General features: G+C 69.0%; 17 protein-coding genes and 4 pseudogenes. 14 read left to right on the plus strand and 7 right to left on the minus strand.

Going from position 1 to position 18,430, the window contains the following annotated elements; translation table 11 throughout:
- Positions 1-257: 257 nt before the first annotated feature.
- Entirely contained in the window at positions 258-1,628 is a 1,371-nt protein-coding gene (locus ACFYY6_RS24555) for an alkaline phosphatase (RefSeq protein WP_351520660.1), read from the minus strand.
- Positions 1,629-1,907: 279 nt separating this feature from the next.
- On the opposite strand from ACFYY6_RS24555, the gene ACFYY6_RS24560 reads away from it, so the two are divergent.
- On the plus strand, positions 1,908-2,312 hold the full coding sequence (locus ACFYY6_RS24560) for a prealbumin-like fold domain-containing protein (protein WP_351520661.1): 405 nt from the start codon (positions 1,908-1,910) through the stop codon (positions 2,310-2,312).
- Positions 2,313-2,660: 348 nt separating this feature from the next.
- Complete coding sequence (locus ACFYY6_RS24565; protein ID WP_389195151.1) at positions 2,661-3,605, plus strand: N-acetyltransferase; 945 nt, start codon at positions 2,661-2,663, stop codon at positions 3,603-3,605.
- Between the two features lie 446 nt (positions 3,606-4,051).
- Here ACFYY6_RS24565 and ACFYY6_RS24570 read toward each other — a convergent pair.
- Positions 4,052-4,206 (minus strand): annotated as a pseudogene (locus tag ACFYY6_RS24570) (VOC family protein); the annotation flags it as partial.
- 96 nt (positions 4,207-4,302) lie between these two features.
- On the opposite strand from ACFYY6_RS24570, the gene ACFYY6_RS24575 reads away from it, so the two are divergent.
- Together ACFYY6_RS24575 and ACFYY6_RS24580 are read left to right on the plus strand one after the other, a co-directional pair.
- A complete protein-coding gene (locus ACFYY6_RS24575; RefSeq protein ID WP_351624015.1) occupies positions 4,303-4,755 on the plus strand; it encodes a VOC family protein in 453 nt (150 codons plus the stop codon).
- Between the two features lie 190 nt (positions 4,756-4,945).
- Complete coding sequence (locus tag ACFYY6_RS24580) at positions 4,946-5,611, plus strand: flavin reductase family protein (RefSeq protein WP_351525997.1); 666 nt, start codon at positions 4,946-4,948, stop codon at positions 5,609-5,611.
- Here ACFYY6_RS24580 and ACFYY6_RS24585 read toward each other — a convergent pair.
- The gene (locus ACFYY6_RS24585) at positions 5,587-6,171 is read right to left on the minus strand and encodes a MarR family transcriptional regulator (RefSeq protein ID WP_351525995.1); all 585 of its coding nucleotides are present in this window, start codon (positions 6,169-6,171) and stop codon (positions 5,587-5,589) included. The genes ACFYY6_RS24580 and ACFYY6_RS24585 overlap by 25 nt on opposite strands.
- 94 nt (positions 6,172-6,265) lie before the next feature.
- On the opposite strand from ACFYY6_RS24585, the gene hpaH reads away from it, so the two are divergent.
- From hpaH to ACFYY6_RS24605, 4 genes and pseudogenes are all read left to right on the plus strand, one after another.
- Positions 6,266-7,093, plus strand: coding sequence for a 2-oxo-hept-4-ene-1,7-dioate hydratase (gene hpaH, locus ACFYY6_RS24590; protein WP_389195155.1), 828 nt, complete (start codon positions 6,266-6,268; stop codon positions 7,091-7,093).
- Positions 7,090-7,878: an HpcH/HpaI aldolase/citrate lyase family protein gene (locus tag ACFYY6_RS24595; protein WP_389195158.1), complete on the plus strand. Its 789-nt coding sequence runs from the start codon at positions 7,090-7,092 to the stop codon at positions 7,876-7,878. Before hpaH ends, ACFYY6_RS24595 begins: the two co-directional genes overlap by 4 nt.
- 51 nt (positions 7,879-7,929) lie before the next feature.
- Positions 7,930-8,079, plus strand: a pseudogene (locus ACFYY6_RS24600) (IS3 family transposase); the annotation flags it as partial.
- 355 nt (positions 8,080-8,434) lie between these two features.
- Positions 8,435-9,580, plus strand: a complete 1,146-nt coding sequence (locus ACFYY6_RS24605; protein WP_389195161.1) for a hypothetical protein — start codon at positions 8,435-8,437, stop codon at positions 9,578-9,580.
- A 180-nt stretch (positions 9,581-9,760) separates the two neighbouring features.
- On the opposite strand, the gene ACFYY6_RS24610 is transcribed toward ACFYY6_RS24605, so the two are convergent.
- The 3 genes from ACFYY6_RS24610 to ACFYY6_RS24620 all read right to left on the minus strand — a co-directional run bounded on the left by ACFYY6_RS24610 (position 9,761) and on the right by ACFYY6_RS24620 (position 12,149).
- Entirely contained in the window at positions 9,761-10,243 is a 483-nt protein-coding gene (locus ACFYY6_RS24610) for a cyclic nucleotide-binding domain-containing protein (protein WP_388650428.1), read from the minus strand.
- Complete coding sequence (locus ACFYY6_RS24615) at positions 10,240-11,358, minus strand: 4Fe-4S dicluster domain-containing protein (RefSeq protein ID WP_389195164.1); 1,119 nt, start codon at positions 11,356-11,358, stop codon at positions 10,240-10,242. The genes ACFYY6_RS24610 and ACFYY6_RS24615 overlap by 4 nt, the downstream gene beginning before the upstream one ends.
- Before the next feature lie 269 nt (positions 11,359-11,627).
- Positions 11,628-12,149, minus strand: coding sequence for a hydrogenase maturation protease (locus tag ACFYY6_RS24620; RefSeq protein ID WP_389195167.1), 522 nt, complete (start codon positions 12,147-12,149; stop codon positions 11,628-11,630).
- Positions 12,150-12,295: 146 nt separating this feature from the next.
- Here ACFYY6_RS24620 and ACFYY6_RS24625 point away from each other — a divergent pair, with 146 nt between their 5' ends.
- The 4 genes from ACFYY6_RS24625 (at position 12,296) to ACFYY6_RS24640 (ending at position 16,794) form a co-directional block, all read left to right on the plus strand.
- Positions 12,296-12,772: an Hsp20/alpha crystallin family protein gene (locus ACFYY6_RS24625; protein ID WP_389195170.1), complete on the plus strand. Its 477-nt coding sequence runs from the start codon at positions 12,296-12,298 to the stop codon at positions 12,770-12,772.
- A gap of 247 nt (positions 12,773-13,019) precedes the next feature.
- A complete protein-coding gene (locus ACFYY6_RS24630; RefSeq protein ID WP_351636173.1) occupies positions 13,020-13,694 on the plus strand; it encodes a CBS domain-containing protein in 675 nt (224 codons plus the stop codon).
- 107 nt (positions 13,695-13,801) lie between these two features.
- Positions 13,802-15,688: an ATP-dependent zinc metalloprotease FtsH gene (gene ftsH / locus ACFYY6_RS24635; protein ID WP_389195173.1), complete on the plus strand. Its 1,887-nt coding sequence runs from the start codon at positions 13,802-13,804 to the stop codon at positions 15,686-15,688.
- A gap of 188 nt (positions 15,689-15,876) precedes the next feature.
- Positions 15,877-16,794, plus strand: coding sequence for a pyridoxamine 5'-phosphate oxidase family protein (locus tag ACFYY6_RS24640; RefSeq protein ID WP_351524290.1), 918 nt, complete (start codon positions 15,877-15,879; stop codon positions 16,792-16,794).
- Positions 16,795-17,102: 308 nt separating this feature from the next.
- Here the strand turns inward: ACFYY6_RS24640 and ACFYY6_RS24645 are convergent.
- Positions 17,103-17,315, minus strand: a pseudogene (locus tag ACFYY6_RS24645) (CBS domain-containing protein); the annotation flags it as partial.
- Positions 17,316-17,354: 39 nt separating this feature from the next.
- Between ACFYY6_RS24645 and ACFYY6_RS24650 the strand changes: the two are divergent.
- Positions 17,355-17,645 (plus strand): annotated as a pseudogene (locus ACFYY6_RS24650) (hemerythrin domain-containing protein); the annotation flags it as partial.
- A 220-nt stretch (positions 17,646-17,865) separates the two neighbouring features.
- Positions 17,866-18,420: a hypothetical protein gene (locus tag ACFYY6_RS24655; protein ID WP_351636047.1), complete on the plus strand. Its 555-nt coding sequence runs from the start codon at positions 17,866-17,868 to the stop codon at positions 18,418-18,420.
- Positions 18,421-18,430 lie beyond the last annotated feature (10 nt).

Below are 18,430 nucleotides of genomic sequence, written 5' to 3' on the forward strand. Positions count from 1 at the left end.
GGCGGGACAGCTGCTTGCGTCGGCGCGGAGGCAGCCGGCTCGAGGACGGCCGACGCGGCGACAGCGACGACAGCGGCGAGGGGCCGCCCGGTGTTCCGGACGGCCCTCGCCGCGTACGTGGCACACGCGCGGCCCCCGAGGCACACGCGCCCTGCGTGACGCACGCGTCATTTCTGATGCAGGGGTCACGGCTGATGCACGAATCACGGCTGATTCTTGCGACACGGCTGATTCGCGTGACACCTCCTGGCGGCCGGTCAGCGCAGCCGGAGCGCCTCGCGCAGCGTCGTGAACAGCTCGGTCTGGTCGGTGACGCCGAGGACCCGGTACGCCTGCGGGCCCTGCGCCGCGATCCGGACCTGGGTGCCGGTGTGCTCCTGCGACTGACCGGGCGGGTTGGTCGAGTAGTTGACCTTCAGCTGCTGGCCCTCGTCGGTGATCAGCGTGGAGGACAGGCCGGGCGGCTGGGCCTCCAGCGGCACGATCTGGCTGCTGTGGCCGTGGTCGGCGGTGGTGACGACCAGGGTGTCGGGGTGCTTGGCGGCGTAGGCGCGGGCCACCTTCACGGCACGGTCGAACGCGGCCGTCTCACCGATCTGGCCGCACGGGTCGGCCGCGTGGTCCTGCTTGTCGATCGAGGCGCCCTCGACCTGGAGGAAGAAGCCCTTCTGGCTGTGCTTCCGCTTCTGCTTCGCCTCCAGGAGCTGGATGGCCTTGGTGGTCTGGTCGGCGAGGTTCGGGGTGCCGGCGGGCCGGTTCGGGTTGCTGGTGACGCAGCGCTGCGGGTCGGTGCCACCGACCGCCGCGGCCTTGCCGGTCCACTCGGTGGGCACGTTGCCCGGCGCGAAGAGGCCGAGCACGGGCTTGTCGCCCTTGACCGCCTTCAGGGACCGGTCGTCGGTGACGACCTGGTAGCCCAGCTTCCGGGCCTGCTCGGTGACGGTCAGGCCCTTGTACCTGCCGTCGGTCACCTTCTGGTCGAAGCGCTGCTTGCCGCCGCCGAGAAGGACGTCGACCTTGTGATCGACGCTCTGCTCGGCGATCGAGCCGGGGCCGCCCTTGGCGATGGTGTCGGTGGGGCACTTGGCCATGTCGGCGGGGCCCTGGCAGGAGCGGTCGGCAGCGTGCGCGGCGAGGACGGCCGGGGTGGCGTCGGTGAGCTCGGCGGTGGTCACCGAACCGGTGGCGTACCCGCCCTTCTGGGCCAGCTCCAGAATGGTCGGGACGGCCTTGTTGCTGCCCGGGGTCTTGGAGATCCGCCCGTTGACGGTCTTCACACCGGTCGCCCAGCCCGTGCCGCTCGCCGCGGAGTCGGTGACGTAGTCCGGGGTGCCGTCGGCGTGCACGGCGTACGTCGTGTAGGCGCCGGTCAGCGGGAACTTGTCCATGTTCAGACGACCCGCCGCGCCCACGGTGTAGTCACGGGCGAGGGTGATCTCCGAGTCCCCCATGCCGTCACCGATCAGCAGGATGACATTCTTCGCCTTCCCGCCCTTGACGGCCCGCTGGGCCTGCTCGTTGGGGCCGAACGCGCCCGCCGTCGTGGTGACGGCGACGACGGCGGCAGTGGCCGCCACGACGGCACTCGCGGCCACCAGACGGCTGCGGGACAGTCTCGGTCCGGGCATGCGTGACTCCTTGCACAGGTCGGTACGGGGTGGAACCGGTCGGAACGCGGCCCGACAGCGAGGAGTCCATCAGCGCGACGTTAACCGCGGACGACATCGAGGTGCCCGCTGTTCGGCCGGAACAAGTCACACCGACCGCCCATGCGCACCAATTTCAACGCGCGAACACACGGAGTACGGACACACGCCCGTTCCCCGGTATCGACAGCGGATCGATCGCGGGCCGAGACAACGCCATCAACATCTCCGTCCAACATCTCCGTCGGTGACGACTTCCTGGTGCGCGGCCGTGCGGCGGAGGCCGAGGGCCGCGTGGTCGTGCTCGACGACTTCGACCAGAACAAGCAAGCGGGGTCCGGTGGCTACCCGTTCGACGGCGACCTGCCCGACTGCTCGGGGCCGACGCCGGTCACCGGTGAGGTACGCGTCCTGAAGACCGACGCCGAGACCGGACGGGCGCTGCGGGGCGCCCGGTTCGAGCTGTGGCGCGAGACCAACGGCATCGCCGGCCTGCAGACCATCGGCATCAACCCCGACATCCGGGTCGGACCGGCCTGCGCCACCGACCCCGCCGGGCTCTGCACCTTCGACGACCTTCCCCTCGGCGAGTACTGCCTGCGCGAGACGGCCGTCCCCGAGGGCCATGTCCTGCCCACGAACCCGGTCTTCGGCCCTACGCGGTGACCGAGGAGAACAGCACCACCGGAGTGGCCGTCGAGCTCCCCAACCAGCGCGGCGAGCCGTGCAGGGGCGAGACCTGCGAGAACGTCTGACCCACCCGCGCCCCGGCCCCACCCGGGACCGGGGCGCACCCCTGTCCCGTGAACCGGCCGTGGGCGCCCCCGGGCCGCACGGGCGGACAGGCACCCCGGGCCGAGGCGACCGGCGCCGTCGGAACCGCGGTCGAGACCGACCGTGCCGACTCGGCAGCCCCGCGACCATCCGATCCGGGTATCGGGCGCCGCTCTGCTACATTCGTGGCATACCGCACCTCTTGGCGGCCTCCTGAATCCCTCGACTCGGAGGTTTGTCATGCCGTCCTCTCTGAAGGTGCGCTCCTTTCACCGCGACGACCGCGACCAGCTGACGGAGCTGGTCAACGCCCACGTCTCAGCGGTCGTCCCCGGTCTCTCGGTGTCCGTGAACACGGTCCTCAACCAGTTGCAACGCCGTCCCGACGAGTTCATCACCGATCCGTGGGTGGCCGAGCGCGTCACGCTCGTGGCCGAGCAGAGGCAGTACGTCGTCGCCGCCGCTCACCTGCTGCGCTACCGCGCCGATGCCGCGACCGGAGCGGATTACCGGAACGCGGGCGTGATCGAGTGGTTCGTCTTCCGGCCCCCGGCCTCTTTCTGGCCGGACTCCGAACAGGCGGCCGACCTCCTGATGGCGGCCTGTCTCGCGCAGTTGAAGCGCTGGGAGGTCTCGCGGTGCTACGCCGACGGGCAGCTCCCCGCACCCGGCATCTGTGGTCTCCCGGAACAGTGGCAGCACGTCCGTGCCTCCTACGAACGGGCCGGCTTCACACTGACCGGACACACGGAAGTGCTGCTGATGGCCACGGTGGCCGACCTGCGGCAGCTTGTCGGGGCCGCCGCCCCGGGCCTGGCCGTCCAGCGCACCCTCGGCGAGTGCGGGACCCGGTTCTCCGCCGCGCTGAGCGCGGACGTCGTCGGGTTCGCCGAGGTGGACACGTCCGTGGACCGGCCCGAGCGGCACGCGCGCAACGGTGGACTGGCGGACCTGACCGAACTCCATGTCCCCGAGCCGTACCAGGATTCGGGACTGGAGGAACGTCTCCTCGCGCACGTCGCACAGTGGCTGCGGCTGGCCGGGGTGGACCGGCTGACGGCATGCGCCTGCGCGGACGACACCGAGGAGATCGAGCGGCTGAGCCGGTACGGCTTCCAGGTGCTGTCCCGTATGACGCGGGGGTGGGAGCACCGGGCCGGTGACGCGCCGCGACGGAAGTCCTGACCGAGCGAGGACCGGGACGTGGGTGGGTGATGCGGCCGTGTCGGATCGCCCGCCCACAACTGCCGGTGCGGTGATGTCCGACCACGGAGCGCCCCACGCCATGCCCCGGAGCGCGGAAGCACCCGGCGGCGCCGGTGGCGCCGGTGGCGGCCTCCGGCCCGTACGCGGCCGAGGGCGTCCTGCTGACGGGTCGCACACCCGCTGACGTGGCTGCCGCGCGTGCGGTTCCTCCGGCGTCGTGGACCGGAGGAACCACACGGGTGGCGATCCCTCCTTCAGTTCGACGACACGGTGGTCGTCGTGATCGATGACACGGCCTGTCGTCATTCAGGGCTCTCATGCAGCCGCTGGCCTGCTGCCCTCTGTGCCGCCTCAGGCAACGTTCGCTCCGTTGACTACGTCGCACAGGCGTTCGGCAGACGATCCGCAACAGCGGCTCCGCTCCGTCACCGACCGGTGTCGATGACACAGAAGCGGTTGCCTTCAGGATCGGCGAACACGACGAAGTCGGCGTCGTCCGGATAAAGATCCCGGTCGATGCGTCGACCCCCAGGGACACCGGCCGCTCGACTTCGGCGGCTTGGTCGACCGCACACCCGGCGTCGGCGTGACCTTGACAGCGCCGTTCGACACACGGGATGGTACGTGTGCCAGATGATACGTGTACCGTACTAAATAGTCTTCGGAGGTAGTGAGGATGGCTGTTCAAATTCGTGAGCTTCACCATGTCGGCCTGGGGATGGGCACCGCGACCGCCGATGAAGCGCGTGACTACTACCGCGACGTGCTCAACTTGACTCAGGACGCCGGACGATGGCACATTCCCGGCATCCACGGCTACTTCCTGGACATACCCAGCGATGTGCAGATTCACCTGCTGGGCAGCGACGGACCGTCGCCGTACAGCAAGGGGCCGGGCAAAGACCCCGTGGAAAATCACATCGCACTAGCGGTCGACGACATCATCGAGGCCGAAGAAGAGCTCAAACGCCTTGGCGTGGAGTACTTCACGCTCGACAACGTCGCTTCACCAAACCTCAAGCAACTCTTCTTGCGCGACCCCGCGAACAACCTTGTGGAAATTCACCAACTCGGGTTGTGCCGGTGCCGCAAGAGTCAGCGGCCCGCGTCGGCCGATTCCTCCAACTGACTTATCACTCGACGGACATGGCTCAAGCAATCGACCGTGCAACAGCCCGATACCGGAGATCCGTTGCTGTACTTCGGTGGTGACTACTGCTGCGTCGCGTGACACATCCGTCGGCTGTCTCCCGACACGGTCAGCGCCGAGGTGTCGGGAGAAAGCCCCTACCTGAGCCAGATACACCAGGAGAATCACCATGCTCTTCGATATCGCCGCCATGGCCGCCAAACCTCGCTACAACTTGTTGGCTTCGTTGATCGTTCCTCGGCCGATCGCATGGGTTACCAGCAGCGACGCGCGCGGCCGGCTCAACGCAGCACCCTTCTCCCTCTTCAACATGATGTCGGGGACTCCACCCGTTGTGGTGCTCGGAATAGGCAACCGCGCCGGACGCCCGAAGGACTCCGCCCGCAACATCATCGAAACCGGCGATTTCGTGATCAACCTGGTCAGCGAAGAGCTGCTTGAGGCGATGAACGTCACCGCCATCGAGTTCACCGAGGACATCGACGAACTCGCAGAGGCCGGCCTCGCGACGATCCCGTCGCATGCCGTCGGCCCGCCGCGCATCGCTCGTAGTCCGGTCGCGTTGGAATGTACCTACACGCGCAGCGTCGAACTCGGCCAAGACCGCAAACTGCTCATCGGCGAGATCATCTACGCCCACGTCAAGGACGATGTGATCCTCAACCCGGACCGCGGGCACATTGATGCGGCGCGGATGAATCTTGTGGGGCGGATGCACGGTGGTGGCTGGTATACGACCACCACCACACCATTCCGTCTTGCCCGAATCCCGGCTGAGGGCTGGCGCCAGACTCAATCGTCGTCGGGCAATCAAGACTCGGGGTCTTTGAGGTGAACCCACAGCTTGTTGAGGATTCGCTGCAGATCTTTGCGGTCCCGGTCGCTGAGCGTGCAGACCAGATCTCGACACGCTTCCTCGAAAACCGGTACCGCGTCAGCGACAAACCTCTCACCGGTCGGCGTGATCTCGATGGGCGTGCTGCGGCGATCCTGGACTTGACGGGTTCGGGCGACGAGCCCGCGCTTCTCGAGCCAGTCGATCACCCCAGTAGCGCTGGCCTTGGAGATCCCGAAGTAGTCCGAGATCCCGCTGGGCGTTTGCCGCATTCCCCGCGACTTGTCGTCCTCGTCGGACTGTGCGGCGAAAATCATCAAGACGTCGAGCTTGTTCTCCGAGATGCCGAGCCGGTCCAGCTTGCGGTTCACGGCGGCAATCACGTCGTCTGCCACCCAGAGCATGGTCAGACCGAGTGCAGCTGGGCTGATGTCGCGATCCGGCTCGGATCGCGACATCACGCGCAACACCGGGCGCATCGCCTCCGCTGCCGTCCGCTGGATACGGGTAGCCGCCAGCCGCCGGCGGCGTCTGGAAGCGCTGTTGTGTGGCAAAGACATTCCAGCAGTCTAGGTGCCAGACCGTCAGCCTGCCGAACCATGTACCCCTGGGAAGTACCGACAACAACCACGAGCAGAATGGAGACAGGCAGCAGTGCTGACCGCCGCCGAAATTCAGAACGTCGCCGAGCAACTCGAAACCGCGCAGATCACGCGTCAGCAGATCCGGCAGGTGTCGCTGTCGTATCCACAGATGACCATCGACGACGCTTATGCCGTCCAGCAGGCCTGGATGGCCGTTAAAACCGAGTCCGGACAACACATTCGAGGCCACAAGATCGGGCTGACGTCCCGTGCCATGCAGATGTCGTCGAACATCACCGAACCCGACTACGGGGTCTTGCTCGACGAGATGTTCTTCGCCGACGACGCGAACCTGCCTATCGAGTCCTTCATTCTCCCCCGCGTCGAAGTAGAGCTTGCGTTCGTCCTCGGTGCCGAGCTGTCCGGCCCGGGCTGCGGCGTCGTGGACGTCCTCGACGCCACCCGCTACGTCCAGCCCGCACTCGAAATCATCGACGCGCGAATAGAACAGCGAGACCGGGATACCGGCCGGACCCGGACGGTGCTCGACACCATCTCCGACAACGCCGCGAACGCCGGAGTGGTCCTGGGTGGACGGCCGGTGCGCCCGGCCGACGTCGACCTGCGGTGGATCAGCGCCATCTGTCACCGCAATGCGGTGATCGAGGAAACCGGCGTCGCCGCAGGGGTGCTCAACCATCCGGCAGCTGGTGTCGCCTGGCTGGCGAACCGGCTGGCTGCTCGAGGCGTTGTGCTCGAACCCGGCCATGTAGTGCTGTCGGGATCGTTCACACGACCGGTCCTCGCCCATCCCGGGGACACCTTTCACGTCGACTACGGGCCGTTGGGCTCCCTCGCGTGCCGGTTCAGCACGCACACCGCAGAGGCGGGCAAATGAACAGACACACCTTCCTCGAGGGCAGCCGGGAGTGCCCGTCGATCGGCCTGTGGCTCGGCCTGGCCAACCCGTACACGGCCGAGCTCTGCGCGACCATTGGGTTCGACTGGGTGCTGATCGACTCCGAGCACGCACCCAACACCCTTCAGACCGTCGTCTCCCAACTTCAGGCGATCGCCGCCACACCCGCTACACCAGTGGTGCGGCCGCCGACCTCCCAGCCCGAGGCCATCAAGCGTTACCTCGACATCGGCGCTCACACCCTCCTGCTGCCCATGGTCGACGGGCCGGAGCAGGCTACGGCGGCAGTCGCCGCCACTCGTTACCCACCAGAGGGAACACGCGGTGTCGGCAGCGCACTGGCTCGCGCATCAGGCTGGGGGCAAGACACGGAATATCTGTCGACCGCGAACAATCGCACCTTCGTGATCGCGCAGATCGAGTCTCCGCAAGCCGTTGCCTCGATCGACGACATCGCAGCCGTGGACGGGATCGATGCGATCTTCATTGGTCTGTCCGACCTTGCCGCGACGATGGGCCATCTCGGCGAGCCGACGCACGTCGACGTTCTTGCAGCCTTCCGATACGTGGCCCAGCGCACACACCGCGCGGGCAAACCCGTAGGGACCTTGGCCGGCAGTGAGCAGCTCGCGGAGGTCGCCAGGGTGGCAGGTTGCCAGTTCATCGCAGTAGGCACCGACGTCGGATTGCTTGCCCGAGGGGGCGCGCAGCTCCTGAGCACCCACCGGCGCACCAATCGGCCTGTCCAGCCCGCCGCGTACTGAACGTCCGACAAGCGCCGCGCAACGGGGATGTCGCGTCCACTACACGGAGCGAAGCGGCGCACCTTCACGGCGGAGTGCAAGCTGCGGATCGTCGCGGAGTACGACGCGGCCCCGGCCGACGAGAAGGGTGCGATCCTGCGCCGGGAGCGGCTGTACCACTCCCACATCATCGAGTGGCACAAGGCCCGCGACGCCGGAGCCCGGTCGACGCCGGTCGACCGGCGCACCTCGGTCGCCAGGCCACGCACTACCGCCGCCGTGGACCGGTGCTCTCCCCAAGGACTACCTCTGCCCGCGCTGCTACGACCCATGCGCCGGAGGCCCACGGGACCTGCACTCGCTGCGGCACTGAGCGGTTGACGCCCGGCCTCGCGTCGGACGGCGGCAAGCTCTGCACCGACTGCGCCGACGGCCTCGGAGACTTCACCTGCGAACGGTACGGACGAGAGGCCAGGCGCTAGTGCTGTGGCCGGAAAGGTTTGCCGGGAAGCTCGCGGCGTCCGGTGCGGTGCGTCGCGAGGCGGAGGATCGCCCTCGTACGGGACGTACTCGGGCGATGCGACAACGCGGCGAGGTGCCGTGCCGGGCGTCGCGAGCCGGTGAACCTTTCCGGTCGCAGCACCAGCGGCGCGGAGTCCGCGGCCAATGCGAGCCGGCCGAGCGCCTTGGCGAACTCCTCGACGACGGCACCGGCTCCATCCGGGCCGAACTCCTCCCGCTCTTCGACGCTCTGCGGCAAACGCGCCGCCCGAAGGGCCCGCTGACCTGGACCAGCAAGCCCCACGTCCAGCGGACCCTGCAGGCCCTGGCCCGCGCCGAAGTCCCGTTCACCCACGAGGGCCTGAGCCGGCTCATCCCCTGGCGTTCAGTGGCCTACCTGCGTGATCGGCTCATCCAGGCCGGGGTCCTGCCGCCTGCCGACCGACAGCTGCTGCTGTTCCAGCGATGGCTCGCCGAGAAACTGCCCGCCATCGACGATGCCGGGCACCGGCGGTTGCTGGAGCTCTTCGCCGCCTGGTACGCCCAGCGCCGCCCCAACACCCTGGCCGGCCGCAGCCCGCTCACCGGCAAGCAGGTCCGGCAGGCACGCGACGAGATCCACCTCGCGACCGCCTTCCTCGATCATCTCGCCGAGCGTGGACGGTCTCTCGCCGAATGCACGCAGGCCGATGTCGATGCTTGGTACCTCGGCGGCTACACCGCCCGGCGCCTCACCCACGCCTTCCCGCGGTGGGCGATGCGGTCCAAGCACATGCAGAAGGCCGCCGTCCCGCACCGCTCCTACAAGCAATCCCGCCCCGCTCGCCCGGCACCGGCGGCTCGCGCTGCTGTGGCAACTCGTCAACCACGACGCGTGCCGCTCCAGGACCACGTCGCCGCCCTGCTCGTCCTTCTCCACGCACAGCCGCTCATTCAAATTGCCCGGCTCGGCACCAACGACGTCCTGCCCGAGGACGGCGAGGTCTTGGGCCGGAACAGGCGACCACCGTCGCCTGTTCCGGCCCCCTTCGCCGGGATGCTGCTGGACTACCTGGGGCAGCGGCCGAACACCATGACCGCGACCAATCCGGACGCCCGACGGCTCTTTCCCGGCCGCCGGGCGGCACAGCCGATGACCCCGGAAACTCTGGAACTCCGACTCCGTCGTCTGGCCTCCCCGACCCAGCGAGGACGGCTCCGACGGCGCGTACCGTATGCATGAGCCGATGCCCGCCCGGGGCTCTGGACAGGGACACGGGAATCTCGCCCACGCCGAACACATACAGCATCGCGAACTGGCCCGGTGCGAAGAGTTCCAGCGGCTCCCCGACGGGATCCAGCACGAGTGTGACCGTGTCGTGGGTCTCCTCCCGGCGGTCCACCACCCGGTAGGGGCGGGGGATCAGGGACATGGCGCCGGTCCGCACTCGTGCGGTCCGTACAGGTCGAGCAGCCGGGTGCGGGTGGCGCGCAGCCGGTCCCCGATGGTCTCGGCGACGAGGGTGACCAGCGCCAGGCCCAGCGCCGGGCGCTCGGCGCACAGCGCGCGTACCGAGGAGGCGTCGAACTCCCAGGCCAGAACGGGGCCTCTGGCCTCGGCCCCGAGGTGCCACTGCCGGGGCGGGCACAGCCATGACCAGCCGAGCAGATCGCCCGCGCCGATGGTCTCGACGACCGCGCGCCCGCGACCGGGCACCTGGATGTCGAGCGCGACCGTTCCGGAACGGATGATCCAGAAGCGGTCGGCCCTGCCGCCCTCCTCGAAGATCCGCGTGGCACCGGGGAACGAGGCGTCGCGGGCGAGATCCATCATCGGCCCGCGGTGCTCCGCGGGCAGCGCGGCAAGCATGCCCGAGCGAGGGAGACCGCCGACCTTCCGGGTCATGGCGCGGCTTCTTTCCGCGACGCCTCCCGGTGCAGGGCAGCGGCCTCCTCGGTGAGGTCGATGCCGGTGGGACACCAGACGATGCAACGACCACAGCCGACACAGCCGGAGCTGTCGAACTGGTCGTGCCAGGTCCCCAGTTTGTGGGTGAGCCACTGGCGGTAGCGGCTGCGCGGCGTGGCCCGCACCGGGCCGCCGTGCAGGAACGAGAAGTCCAGGTCGTAACAGGAGTCCCAGCGGCGCCACCGCTCGGCGTGGTCGCCCATGAGGTCGGTGACGTCCTCGGTGGTGGTGCAGAAGCAGGTGGGACAGACCATCGTGCAGTTGCCACAGCTCAGGCACCGGGAAGTCACGTCGTCCCAGCGTTCCGCCTCAAGACTGTCCCGCATCAGAGAACGCAGATCCACCGGGGGCATGGACCGGCCCATGTGCTCGGCGGCCTCACGCACGGCCCCGGCCGCGGCCGCCCGCACGGCCTCGTCGGCGCTGCGGCGCGGGAGTTCCGCGAGCACCTCGGCGCCCGCCTCACTCCCGCTCCGGCACAGGAAGCGGTGGCCGGACACGTCCACGAGCTCGGTGAGCGCGAGATCGTACCCGGCGTCCACGCCCGGTCCCGCTCCCATGGACACGCAGAAGCAAGTGGCTCCCGGCTCGGTGCACTCGACCGCGACCAGGAAGGCGCCCGTCCGCCGGGACACGTAGTCGGGGTCCCGGTAGCGGCCACCGCCCATGACCCGGTCCAGGATCCGGATGGCCCGCAGATCGCACGGCCGTACACCGAGGAACGCGTAGGAGACGCTCCTCGGTTCCTCCGCGCGCACGACCGGTCCGTTCACGGGATCGCGGTCCACGGTCCACTGCCGGACCCGTTCGGGGTGCAGATACGTCTTCCACGACTGCGGTCCCGCGCTGTGCGCGAATGCCGCCCCGTCCGGACGGCGGCGGATCCGGTACTGCCCCGCCTCCAGTTCGACCCCCCAGCCGTGGGGCAGCTCGTCCGCGGAATCAAGTTCGTCCAGGACGATCGCCCCGTCGCGTACGGTCGGGCCGATCACGGTGCGCCCGCGCCGCTTGAGAGCGCGCACGAGCGCGTCGAGTCCGCCGCGGTCGAGCACCGCCTCCGCCCGGTCGCCTAGTGCCGTGACCGGCACTAGTCCGCTCGGTCGTCTTCGAGGTCGTTCATCCGCCTGTCCCTCGTCTCCGCGCCCCGCGCCATCGTGCCGTGCGCCGAAGGGATGGGGTCCACCATGACCCGATCACGCCGCCCGCACGGAGTGTGGCTGCGCATGTGCAGAGTGTCAGGCCGCCGTGATCCGTGCCCGGATCTGGACGGCGTGTCCGGCCCGACCGGTGTGCTCCCACGCCCGAACGGCCGGTGCGCCACTCAGCCGGCGCGATGGCCGCGCGACGGCGGTCCGCCGCGCTCCTCGATGTCGACCGTGATCCGCCTGGCCAGACGGGGCACCGCGTGCGCCACCTCCGGGGTCAGTCCGAGGCCCGGTGAATAGTCCGCTCCCTCCACCGCGTACAGGACGAGACGGTCCGGAAGGCTCCCGATGCTCTCGCCGAGGCGCAGGGCTTCGGCGAGGCCGAGTCCGTGGGTGCTGTGCCGTCCGGCGGCGGCACGCAGAACACCGGCCGGGTCGTCGCACCATCGGTGCGTCCGCCCGGGACGTGCCGAAGGGGGAAAACAGGCATCGAGGACGACCGCGAGACCGACGTTCTCCCACAGCGCGATCAATCGGCCCGGTTCGCCGTCGGACCGCGCGAGGACAGTGTCCACCGGCAGCGGCCGCCTCGTGCTCTGCTCTCCCAGCAGTGCGACCACGGCCCATCCCGCCCCGTCGTCGCGGCGGAACTCGTTTCCGATCCCGATGACCAACGTATGGGTGAGCGGCTTCACCATGTGCTCCTTTCCCTCGGCGGCCCTCGCTTCCGCGGCCGCGTTCATCGGGGAGGGCAGCCCCCTCCGGAGACGCGGTCGCCTGATACCGGCGTGACGCGCACCATGGATAGTGACCTGAAAGCCCTGCTCCGCGGAGGTGAACCGCGATGACACTGCCTGCACGACACCGGCCCGGCAGTCTGCTCGAAAGGTCCTTTCCCGGTCTGGGATGGAACGAGCCGGCCGCCGCAGAGTTCGACGAACTGTTCGAGCGGATGAACCAGTTGCTGGGCTCCGCCGCCTCCGCACCGGCCGGGCTCACATGGTCCCCCGCGGCGGACATACGGGACACCGATGACGCCTACGTCATCGAGGCAGAACTCCCGGGCATCAAGCGGGACGACATCGACATCGAAATCAGCGGCCGGGAACTGCGTATCACCGGAGACCTCAAGGAGCGTGAGCGGGAAGGGGTACTGCGGCGCAGTACCCGGCGGACCGGGCACTTCGAGTACCGTGCACACCTGCCGTCCGACGTCAGGCCGGACGACGTCAGCGCCGGCCTCGGCGACGGCGTGCTGACCGTCACCGTGCCCAAGGCACAGGCCGTTAAGCCCCGCCACATCGAGATCACCGGCACCTGACCCAGGCGGGCCGGCTCTCGACCCGCAGACCGAGCGCCGCCCTGCGTGGGCCAAGGCGTGCAGCCGTGCACGACGAGGTACCGACCGGGTGCCACGGGATCGAGCATCCGCAAAAGGCCGGGGGCGGCAATCGGCTCGGGCCCCGAGCGAACCGCTGGTGTGGCGCGCGGTTCTCGTCGCGGGACCTGCCTGCTTCCGACGAGGCGGCGCCGTCTCAGCGTTCAAGGCGCCCGGAAGGGAAAGCCAGATGCGTCATCGCACGGTTGCAGAGCTCATGACCCACGATGTCGTCCGGGCGCGGCACGATCTGCCGTTCAAGGAGATCGCCAGGCTGCTGGCGGCGAATGACGTCACCGCAGTGCCCGTGGTGGACGAACAGGACCGGCCCATCGGCGTGGTGTCCGAGGCCGATCTGCTGCGCAAGTCCGCCGACCGGGCCGACCCGTCTGGCCTGGCCCCGGTCCCGCATCTGGAGGCGTGGGAAAGGGCCAAGGCGGAGGGGGCCAGGGCGGAGGAGCTGATGTCGGCCCCCGCCGTGTGCGCGCGTCCGGAATGGACCGTGGTCGAGGCAGCCCGCCTCATGGAGGCACAGAACGTGAAACGCCTGCCTGTCGTGGACGAGACCGACAAGCTGCTGGGCATCATCAGCCGCAGCGACCTCCTGCGGGTCTTCCTCCGCCGGGACGAGGCCATCCAGGAAGAGATCCACCGGGACGTACTGCAAGAAACAATGGGGCTCGCTCCGTCGGCAGTGACGGCCGAGGTCAGGCAGGGAGAGGTGGCTCTCAGCGGAAGCGTTGAGCTCAAGAGCCTGATTCCGATCATCGAACGCCTGTGCCAGAGCGTCGACGGCGTGGTGTCCGTGCACGAGCGCATCGCCTATCGGACCGACGACGGCAGAAGGCCGCACAACGGCATGTGAGATGACCATGCCGCCCGCCGACCGCCTCGCTGGGGCCGCCCCCTCAGGGCCGTCCGCGGGGTTCATGCCGACGGAAGGGCGTGGGATCAGTGATCACACGAGTGCGGATGCCGCACAGGCACCTGACGCCGCCCGCCAAACCCGGGCCGCCACGCGAGCCGCCCACGCCCCCGCCCCGGCAACCGCAGCCGGTCGGCGGACGGTGGCTCTTCTGGTGGATCCTGATGACGCTCATCATCGTCCTGTTGCTCGCTCGCGCCCGCTCCGGACCACATCCGGCCTCACTCTCCTACAGCGACTTCGTCGGCAAGGTCGGCACCAGCCAGGTGCAGACGGTCGACGTCAACGACAAAGGCGCGATCAGCGGCACCCTGAAGAACGGAACGAAGTTCACCACCCAGATCCCCACCGCGCTGAACACCGGCGCCCAGCTCCAGCAACAGCTGACCTCACACCACGTGCACATCAAAGCCAGTCAGAGCAGCAGCGGCGCCTCGGCGTGGTCGTCCGTGCTCTTCGCATTCCTGCCGTTCCTCCTGCTGATCGGCTTCTTCGTGTGGATGGGGCGCCGGGCCACGGGGGCGGTGACCGGCGGGCTGAGCGCCATCGGACGCTCTCGCGCGAAGATAATCGAGGCCGAGCGGCCCACCACCGGCTTCAACGACATCGCCGGCTACGACGGAGTCAAACAGGAGATCAGCGAGGTAGTCGACTTCCTGCGCAATCCCGCCCGGTACACCGCCGCAGGCGCCAAGGGGCCCCGTGGTGTGATCATGGTGGGGCCGCCCGGTACCGGCAAGACACTCTTCGCCCGGGCCGTCGCCGGCGAGGCCGACGTACCGTTCCTGTCGGTGACGGGCTCCGCGTTCGTGGAGATGTTCGTCGGGGTCGGCGCATCCCGGGTACGCGACCTGTTCGGCGATGCCCGCAAACGTGCTCCGTCGATCATCTTCATCGACGAGATCGACGCGCTCGGATCGCGGCGCGGCGGTGGAACACGGCTGGGCGGCAACGACGAGCGCGAGCAGACCCTGAACCAACTGCTGGCCGAGATGGACGGCTTCGACCAATCCAGCGGCATCGTCGTCCTCGCCGCCACCAACCGGCCCGACGCCCTCGATCCCGCCCTGCTGCGCCCCGGACGATTCGACCGGCAGGTCGCCGTACCGCTGCCCAACAAGGTCGAGCGAGCAGCGATTCTCTTCGTACACACCCGTGACAAGAACCTGGCTCCGGACATCGACCTGGACGTCGTCGCCCGTGCCACACCCGGATTCTCCGGGGCGGATCTCGCCAACCTGGTCAACGAAGGCGCCATCAATGCCGTACGGGACAACCGCACCCGCATCGAGCCGCACGACCTGGACGCAGCCCGCGATCGCGTCCTGCTCGGACGCCGAGAGTCCTCCAACGCGCTGCTGCCCGAGGAACGCCGCTCGGTAGCCGTCCATGAATCGGGCCACGCCCTGGTCGCGGCGTTGTGCGAACACGCCGATCCGGTGGCGAAGGTCACCATTCTGCCGGCCGGCGTCTCCCTCGGCGTCACCGAACAACTCCCCGAAGCAGAACGCCGCTTGTACAGCGAGAGCTACCTGAACGACCTTCTGGCGGTGCGCCTGGGCGGGCGCGCGGCCGAGCTCGTGGTCTTCGGTGAGGGATCGACGGGAGCCGCCAACGACCTGGCCGGAGCCACCCAGATCGCCACCCGCATGGTCCGCGAGTTCGGCCTCTCTCCTGAACTCGGACCGATCGGCTACGCCTCCTCCCACCAGCATTTCCTTGACGAGACCACCGAGGAGCCCGGCAGGTCATCATATTCGGAGCAGACCCAACGCATCGTTGACCAGGAGGTCGCCCGGCTGCTGCGCCAAGCCGAAGAGCGCGCGCTCACGCTGCTGCGCGGCCACCGGCCCGCCCTGGAACGCCTGGCCGGAGAACTGGTCACCCACGAGACCGTCGACGGTTCCGTTGTCCTCGACGTCCTGCGCCAGTGACGCGACCAGGCGGACAACACGGGCGCACCGAGCCTCTGGCAGGAGCAGGCGAGGCCACGCCGAGACGGTTGGACGAGGTGAGAGAGGAACACGGCGATGAAGGTCTCCGAACTTGTGACATCCGATGCGGCGGCACCCCACACGTGGCACGTTGGCTACAGCGGCATCGGGAGGAGGCGGTGGTGACCATGCGAGCTCACCTCGGCGACCAACTCGTGATCGAAAGCCCGGCGACCGGTGCTGTCAGGCGCGACGGCGAGATCATCGGACTCCACCATGAGAACGGAACACCCCCCTACGACGTGCGCTGGTCGGAAACGGGCGAGGTGACGCTCGTGTTCCCCGGGCCCGACGCGCACATCCGTCACCTCGAGCACGAGCCCGGCGGACGCCAGGCGCCTTCCGGGCCTGTCATGGACGAGGCCGGTGCCATGTCCGCCGCGCTCCCGTCCGACGGCACCGCCAGCCCTGGTGACGTCGGCCGACGCGTGGCCGCCGAACGCACGCGGCAAGGACTGTCCCGCGAGGAAACCGCCGACCGGGCCGGCATGGCGCGCGAATACCTCGCCTACCTCGAAGAACGGGCGGCCGATCCGAGCCTGGCGACTCTCATCAGGCTGGCCGACGCCCTCGGCACGACCGTCGCGTCGCTGCGCGGAGTCGGCATCGAGGCACCGCCCGGCCAGGGACAGGCGCTCCTCCACCCCCGACTGCAGGCTCTCAGCCCCGACGAATGCCGCGTCCGCCTCTCCACGCACGGCGTGGGGCGCGTCGCGGTGCCCACCCCGGACGGCCCGGCGATCATCCCGGTGAATTATGAGGTCGTCGATGACGCTGTCGTCTTCCGCACCGCCCCTGGCTCAGCCCCCGCCGCAGCCGCGGGAACGGACGTCGCCTTCGAAGTCGACCACATCGACGAGGCCATGAGCCAGGGCTGGAGCGTGCTCGTCGCCGGCCCGGCCCGCGTCGTTTCGGACCCCGGCGCCATGCGGCGGCTGGCCGACCGAGCCCATACCGAGCCGTGGGCGGGGGGCGAGCGCGGGATGTGGATATGCATCCGGCCCACGCGCCTCACCGGCCGCCGCATCGGGCCGGCCGACCAGTGAGTGACCGCAGGCTGCAGTTTGCTCAGGCGCACACCCACGGCGACGGACCCGCGTCAACCGGCCCGTGGGCCCCCAAGGACGTCTCCGGCGGATGAGTGGCCACGAGGCGGTGCCAGGCTGCCCTCGCACCGGGCGGGCGGTGTCGGCGCAGCCGCGCGTGGAAACGGCTGGGGCCCGCAGGTCCGGCTGATGCCGACATCGGGCGGCGACGGCAGTGGACGTTCGCCCCACCGCCGTCGAAAGGCGCTGACACAGCGACCCGCTCGGATCAGGTCAGCGCGGGACGTCGGTGATCCAGCGGCAACCTTTCGTCGCAGGAAGACACGCAGCAGGTCACCACGGCTCACGACGCCCACCAGCCTGCCGACGCCGTCCACCACGGGCAGCCGCTTGACATGGTGGCGAGCCATGGCACGGGCCACCTCTACGACCGACCACCGCAGTCGCGCCGTGACGGCCGGGCTGGTCATCACCCCCTCGGCGGTCAGTGCGTGCGCCTTGGCGCGTTCCTGTGACGCCGGATGTCACCGCTCCCTTCTCGGGTGTACTCACGCCCCGTTCTGCTGACCGAACGCATCCTGCCGCACGAGTACGCCGAGGAACACCGGCTCTCCCCCGCACTCGCGCCCACGCTCTGCGGCCCCGAGGCCACCGCTACCATGAGCCGCACCCATACCGCGATCGAACGTCTCTCCCGCCGCATCACCACCCATCTGCACCTGGCCCCGGTCGCGGCGGCCTGGACACCGACCAGATCGACGATCTTCGTTCGTGCCTCTACGGACTACACACCGTCCTGCGGCTGCATTTCTCCCAGGAGCGAGGAGAACTACTTCTCCCTGGCCCCATGAGACGAAGACTCCGACGAGAACCAAGCCTTCGACTGTGCTCGTCTCCGCCGACAAGACCCACGGCCCATCCAAGAGCCTGAGAATTCGGCAGGTGCGATGGAGGCGCCGGACTCCGGGCGCTGCTCCAAACGCGCGGATTCCCCTGCACGTCTGCAACCCAACGCCCGAAACAGTAGATATTGGGCCGGATGTGTCTTACGAGCCTGTCGGAGGAGATCCCGTGGATGTTGGGCTGATCAACGGCCTTCCCGGCCATCCCGTCTTCGCCCACGGCGCGGTGGTGCTGGTCCCGCTGACAGCGTTGGCGCTCGTGGTCTGTGCGCTGTGGTTGTCGGCGGCCCGTCGGCTCGGCTGGGTGCTGCCGGCACTGGGGCTGGTCGCTCTCGTCCTGGTGGTGCTGACCACCGAATCCGGCGAGTGGCTGGAGGAACGGGTGCAGGGGGGCACGCTGGTGGAAGAGCACGCCGAGATGGGCTCCGGTCTCACTCCGTGGGCGATCGCCCTGTTTGTACTGACGGTCGCCGTCTGGCTGCTCGGCCGCGCCGGCCCTCGCCGGGAGCGTGAGCGCAGCGATGCGGCCGACAGCCCCCCGGAGGGCGGGGCGTCCGCCGTGGCTCGGCTGGCTTCTTCCCTTCCGGTGCACATTGTGGCGCTGGTGATCGCGCTGGTTGTGGCTGTCGGCGCGGTCATTGACGTATACCGGATCGGCGACTCGGGTGCGAAGGCGGTCTGGCACGGCCGCTTCTCAGTGGGCGAGTCGGGCGGCGGCCGGTGACGCGTCGACC

The organism is Streptomyces sp. NPDC001750, assembly GCF_042892615.1.
GTDB lineage: Bacteria > Actinomycetota > Actinomycetes > Streptomycetales > Streptomycetaceae > Streptomyces.

What these genes read in the sequence shown, in the direction of transcription:
- ACFYY6_RS24555 (WP_351520660.1), bottom strand. Translation starts at nt 1,628, where the DNA reads ATGCCCGGACCGAGACTGTCCCGCAGCCGTCTGGTGGCCGCGAGTGCC.
- ACFYY6_RS24565 (WP_389195151.1), top strand. Translation starts at nt 2,661, where the DNA reads ATGCCGTCCTCTCTGAAGGTGCGCTCCTTTCACCGCGACGACCGCGAC.
- ACFYY6_RS24575 (WP_351624015.1), top strand. Translation starts at nt 4,303, where the DNA reads ATGGCTGTTCAAATTCGTGAGCTTCACCATGTCGGCCTGGGGATGGGC.
- ACFYY6_RS24580 (WP_351525997.1), top strand. Translation starts at nt 4,946, where the DNA reads ATGCTCTTCGATATCGCCGCCATGGCCGCCAAACCTCGCTACAACTTG.
- ACFYY6_RS24585 (WP_351525995.1), bottom strand. Translation starts at nt 6,171, where the DNA reads ATGTCTTTGCCACACAACAGCGCTTCCAGACGCCGCCGGCGGCTGGCG.
- ACFYY6_RS24595 (WP_389195158.1), top strand. Translation starts at nt 7,090, where the DNA reads ATGAACAGACACACCTTCCTCGAGGGCAGCCGGGAGTGCCCGTCGATC.
- ACFYY6_RS24605 (WP_389195161.1), top strand. Translation starts at nt 8,435, where the DNA reads ATGCGACAACGCGGCGAGGTGCCGTGCCGGGCGTCGCGAGCCGGTGAA.
- ACFYY6_RS24610 (WP_388650428.1), bottom strand. Translation starts at nt 10,243, where the DNA reads ATGACCCGGAAGGTCGGCGGTCTCCCTCGCTCGGGCATGCTTGCCGCG.
- ACFYY6_RS24620 (WP_389195167.1), bottom strand. Translation starts at nt 12,149, where the DNA reads ATGGTGAAGCCGCTCACCCATACGTTGGTCATCGGGATCGGAAACGAG.
- ACFYY6_RS24625 (WP_389195170.1), top strand. Translation starts at nt 12,296, where the DNA reads ATGACACTGCCTGCACGACACCGGCCCGGCAGTCTGCTCGAAAGGTCC.
- ACFYY6_RS24630 (WP_351636173.1), top strand. Translation starts at nt 13,020, where the DNA reads ATGCGTCATCGCACGGTTGCAGAGCTCATGACCCACGATGTCGTCCGG.
- ftsH (WP_389195173.1), top strand. Translation starts at nt 13,802, where the DNA reads ATGCCGCACAGGCACCTGACGCCGCCCGCCAAACCCGGGCCGCCACGC.
- ACFYY6_RS24640 (WP_351524290.1), top strand. Translation starts at nt 15,877, where the DNA reads ATGCGAGCTCACCTCGGCGACCAACTCGTGATCGAAAGCCCGGCGACC.